This is a genomic window from Exercitatus varius (genome assembly GCF_029577735.1).
Lineage (GTDB): Bacteria > Pseudomonadota > Gammaproteobacteria > Enterobacterales > Pasteurellaceae > Exercitatus > Exercitatus varius.
Window position 1 is genome coordinate 1 of record NZ_JARQTO010000011.1, and the last position, 4,757, is coordinate 4,757.

The 4,757-nt window shown below is 41.3% G+C and carries 5 protein-coding genes and 1 rRNA gene; all 6 read right to left on the reverse strand.

Features of this window, described 5'->3' with window-relative positions:
* On the reverse strand, nt 1–217 hold a 217-nt coding region (locus P7M01_RS08410; RefSeq protein ID WP_042611824.1), incomplete at its 3' end, for a GTP-binding protein.
* Nucleotides 218–286: 69 nt separating this feature from the next.
* Nucleotides 287–2,389, reverse strand: a complete 2,103-nt coding sequence (gene fusA, locus P7M01_RS08415; RefSeq protein WP_202936456.1) for an elongation factor G — start codon at nt 2,387–2,389, stop codon at nt 287–289.
* 98 nt (nt 2,390–2,487) lie between these two features.
* The gene (rpsG, locus tag P7M01_RS08420; protein WP_202936457.1) at nt 2,488–2,958 is read right to left on the reverse strand and encodes a 30S ribosomal protein S7; all 471 of its coding nucleotides are present in this window, start codon (nt 2,956–2,958) and stop codon (nt 2,488–2,490) included.
* Nucleotides 2,959–3,065: 107 nt separating this feature from the next.
* Nucleotides 3,066–3,440 (reverse strand): 30S ribosomal protein S12, encoded by a 375-nt coding sequence (gene rpsL / locus P7M01_RS08425; protein WP_034616415.1) that lies wholly within the window; start codon nt 3,438–3,440, stop codon nt 3,066–3,068.
* A gap of 136 nt (nt 3,441–3,576) precedes the next feature.
* The gene (locus P7M01_RS08430; RefSeq protein WP_202936458.1) at nt 3,577–4,221 is read right to left on the reverse strand and encodes a TfoX/Sxy family DNA transformation protein; all 645 of its coding nucleotides are present in this window, start codon (nt 4,219–4,221) and stop codon (nt 3,577–3,579) included.
* A gap of 348 nt (nt 4,222–4,569) precedes the next feature.
* Nucleotides 4,570–4,685: ribosomal RNA gene (gene rrf / locus P7M01_RS08435) — 5S ribosomal RNA — on the reverse strand.
* Nucleotides 4,686–4,757: the final 72 nt, after the last annotated feature.

The following is a 4,757-nucleotide window of genomic DNA, read 5'->3' on the forward strand; positions in this document are numbered from 1 at the left end:
GCGTGTCGTATTCTACGTGCGAGGTATTGATGGTGATACCGCGCGCTTTTTCTTCCGGCGCGTTGTCGATTTGGTCGAATGCGCGAGCCGCACCGCCGTAGTGTTTCGCTAATACGGTAGTGATTGCTGCGGTTAAAGTTGTTTTACCGTGGTCAACGTGGCCGATTGTACCCACGTTTACGTGCGGTTTTGTACGTTCAAATTTTTCTTTAGACACTTTTCAGTTTCCTTTTGTTATTCCCCAAAAGTGCGGTACAAATTTGGGGAGTTTTTGTTAAAAATAAAATTATTTACGACGCGCTTCAATGATTGCATCTGCAATATTTTTCGGTGCTTCGGCATATTTCAATGGTTCCATTGAGTATGATGCGCGACCTTGAGTTTGTGAACGCAAGTCCGTTGCATAACCGAACATTTCTGATAATGGAACTTCAGCATTGATTTTAACTGCGAAATCAGTTGCCTCTTGACCACTAACCATTGCGCGGCGGCGACTTAGGTCACCGATTACGTCACCTACATATTCAGGTGGCGTTTCTACTTCAACTTTCATGATTGGCTCAAGTAATACCGGATTCGCTTTAGCAAACGCCGCTTTAAATGCAATTGACGCCGCTAATTTGAACGCTAACTCAGATGAGTCCACATCATGGTATGAACCGAAGTGTAAACGTACACCGATATCAACTACAGGATAACCTGCCAGAGGACCGGATTTAAGCTGTTCCTGAATACCTTTATCTACCGCAGGAATGTATTCCCCAGGAATCACACCACCTTTGATTTCATTTACAAACTCATAACCCGGACCTTCCGGATCTAATGGATATAAGTCAATCACCACATGACCATATTGACCGCGACCACCAGATTGTTTTGCGTGTTTACCTTCTACATCGTTTACACGCGTACGAATTGTTTCACGGTAAGATACTTGCGGTTTACCGATGTTAGCTTCCACTTTGAATTCACGTTTCATACGGTCAACGATGATATCTAAGTGTAACTCACCCATACCGGAAATGATAGTTTCGCCTGATTCTTCATCGGTGTGAACCCGGAATGAAGGGTCTTCCTGAGCCAAACGACCTAATGCGATACCCATTTTTTCCTGGTCAGCTTTAGTTTTCGGCTCAACCGCAACGGAAATAACCGGTTCAGGGAATTCCATACGTTCAAGAATAATCGGCGCATTTTGATCACATAATGTATCACCGGTACCTACATCTTTCAATCCGATTGCCGCTGCAATATCACCGGCACGAACTTCCTTGATTTCTTCACGTTTATTCGCGTGCATTTGTACAATACGGCCGAAACGTTCACGTTTTTGTTTCACTGAATTGTAAACGGTTGCACCAGACTCAACCACGCCCGAATATACACGGAAGAAAGTTAAGTTACCTACGAATGGATCCGTTGCAATTTTAAATGCTAATGCTGCAAACGGTTCGTCATCGCTAGCATGACGTTCACCTTCGGTTTCATCCTCATTGATACCTTTAATAGCAGGAATATCGGTTGGAGACGGTAAGTACTCAACAACTGCGTCAAGCATTGCCTGAACACCTTTATTTTTAAAGGCGGAACCGCAAGTTACAAGAATAATTTCAGTCGCCAATACGCGTTGACGTAATGCGCCTTTAATTTCCTCTTCCGTTAAATCTTCACCGCCTAAGTATTTTTCCATTAACTCTTCTGAAGATTCGGCCGCAGCTTCAACCAGGTTGTTACGCCATTCTTCGCAAATATCGACCATATCCGCCGGAATGTCATCATAAGTAAATGTCATACCCTGATCTTCTTCATTCCAGTTGATCGCTTTCATTTTAACCAAGTCAACCACACCTTTGAAACTATCTTCGGCGCCGATTGGTAGTTGTAGAGGAACCGCATTCGCCCCTAAACGTGTTTTTAACTGTTCAACAACACGCAGGAAGTTTGCACCGGTACGGTCCATTTTATTTACGAACGCAATGCGCGGCACGTGATATTTGTTCGCCTGACGCCATACTGTTTCAGATTGAGGTTGAACACCGCCAACCGCACAGTAAACCATTACCGCACCATCAAGAACACGCATTGAGCGTTCTACTTCAATAGTGAAGTCAACGTGTCCCGGAGTATCGATAACGTTGATACGGTGTTGAGGGAATTGTTGTGACATACCAGACCAGAATGCGGTTGTTGCCGCAGAAGTAATGGTAATACCACGTTCCTGTTCCTGTTCCATCCAGTCCATCGTTGCCGCACCGTCGTGCACTTCACCGATCTTATGACTTACGCCTGTATAGAACAAGATACGCTCTGTAGTTGTTGTTTTACCCGCATCAATATGCGCACTGATACCAATATTACGGTATCTTTCAATAGGGGTTGTACGAGCCATTATTATTACCTTGTTTGGGTTTAATATTGAATTTTTTTATATGGGTAAGGCTTCATCGCAAAAATGAGATGAAGCCCTTCATTAAAATCGCTAACCGATTACCAACGGAAGTGAGCAAATGCTTTGTTTGCTTCTGCCATACGATGTACATCTTCACGTTTTTTAACTGCCGCACCTTTATTGTCAGCTGCATCAGATAATTCATTTGCTAAACGTAAAGCCATCGATTTATCACCACGTTTACGTGCGGCTTCAACAATCCAACGCATTCCCAATGCATTGCGACGAGTAGGACGGACTTCAACCGGTACTTGATAAGTTGAACCACCAACACGACGAGATTTAACCTCGACAGTTGGGCGTACATTTTCTAATGCGACTTCAAATGCATCTAACGCATCTTTCCCGGTGCGTTGAGCCAAAGTTTCCAGCGCATTATAAACGATTGATTCTGCGATAGATTTTTTACCATCTACCATTAAAACATTAATAAATTTTGCAAGTAATTCTGAACCGAACTTCGGATCTGGAAGAATTTTGCGAGGTTCAATACGACGACGACGTGGCATTGTAAGTTTCTCCGATATTTATTCAGGATAATCCAAAACTACAGATAACTGGAGTTTAGGTTTAAATATTTAAATTTAGACGTTTGGCCTTACTTAACGGAGAACCATTAAGCTTTAGGACGTTTAACGCCGTATTTAGAGCGTGCTTGTTTACGATCTTTAACGCCCGCACAGTCAAGTGCGCCACGTACGGTGTGATAACGCACACCCGGTAAGTCTTTAACACGACCGCCACGGATAAGCACAACGCTGTGCTCTTGAAGGTTGTGACCTTCACCGCCGATATAAGAGGTTACTTCATAACCGTTGGTTAAACGAATACGACATACTTTACGTAATGCGGAGTTCGGTTTTTTAGGTGTAGTAGTGTATACACGAGTACACACGCCACGTTTCTGCGGACAAGCCTCTAATGCAGGAACGTTGCTTTTTACAACCTTTTTCACACGCGGTTTGCGTACTAATTGGTTGATAGTTGCCATTAAATTAAGCTCCAGTTTTAATAAAAATTCTAAAAGAATGAGTGTTACTTAAAGATCTATCTTATAAAAAATAGACGGCAAATTCTAAACATTAATATAATGCATGTCAAGATTTAACCGTCTACTGCTTTTATCTTCAGTTAATTTTTATGGCTTTCAACCCTTCTCTGGCAAGAATCTCATTCAGTTTTACACCAATATCTTCCTTTTCTTTATTCGTTATCAATAGGAAGTTACGATTTTGTAACGCACCAACAAATTTCCATAATACGGTAATAGAAAGTAACATCCCGGATTTGATTAATTCCACATAAGCCTCAATGGCACCTTTTTCGCGGAATTCACTAACCGTAAGTATCCCGACTTTAGCTAACATCCGTTCATGTTTTATCGTTAAATTCGGTAAATCTTTAATAGTTATTTGCTTGGTTAAGCCTAAAGTCTTCTTTCCGTCTTTAGCCTGTTCAATGGATAATTCAACAAATCTCTTATAAAGTGCCTCATCGTTTTTGATTTTATCTGACACATGATAATATTTCGGTCCCTTCCGCATATTATTTCTCGGAATATATGCCCACGGATAAGAACCGTGAGCTAACAATTCATCAATCAAATCACCATCAGCTTTCAGGTACAATTCCCGTTTTTGATAAATCGCAAACATCGTTCCGTCATAAAAAATTCCGTGCCCAATAAATAAGGGTCTCGATGTGACGTCACTGTTTAATAAACGACGTAGTAATGCAAGAATTTCAGCTGTGTTTTCTGTTTGTTGTGTCATAGAATAATAGTTCCTTCTAATTATATTAATAATGATGTTAGGAGAACTTTTTATCTGAAAAATAATTTTCTGCCAATAGACAAAATCAAATTTTGGAATCTACATCACAAAAATATCATCTAATTGGTTTAAATTTGTTCACTCTTATTAAATGCCACCTCCACAAAAACTTTATTGTCACATTAAATATAAATGATTTTGACTAAAAAGCAGTATTACTACCCCACGATCACGCACGGACTTTTATCCAAATAACCCAATAATAATTCTGTCTTTCTTAAAATTTCTTTACTAAAACACAAAAACCCCGGCTCATTTCTGAACCGGGGTTCCCTTCGCTAAAATAATACCTGGCGGTGTCCTACTCTCACATGGGAAATTCCCACACTACCATCGGCGTTACGGCGTTTCACTTCTGAGTTCGGCATGGGGTCAGGTGGGACCTCCGCACTCTCGCCGCCAGGATAATTCTGTCTCCCCACACGCCAAAGTGCGGGCGATTTTTTCAATGTTTTTTCTTTCGCGTCTTTCTCTCT

Excerpts from the sequence above, each read along its gene's own strand:
- fusA (WP_202936456.1), bottom strand. The coding sequence starts at position 2,389 with ATGGCTCGTACAACCCCTATTGAAAGATACCGTAATATTGGTATCAGT.
- rpsG (WP_202936457.1), bottom strand. The coding sequence starts at position 2,958 with ATGCCACGTCGTCGTCGTATTGAACCTCGCAAAATTCTTCCAGATCCG.
- rpsL (WP_034616415.1), bottom strand. The coding sequence starts at position 3,440 with ATGGCAACTATCAACCAATTAGTACGCAAACCGCGTGTGAAAAAGGTT.
- P7M01_RS08430 (WP_202936458.1), bottom strand. The coding sequence starts at position 4,221 with ATGACACAACAAACAGAAAACACAGCTGAAATTCTTGCATTACTACGT.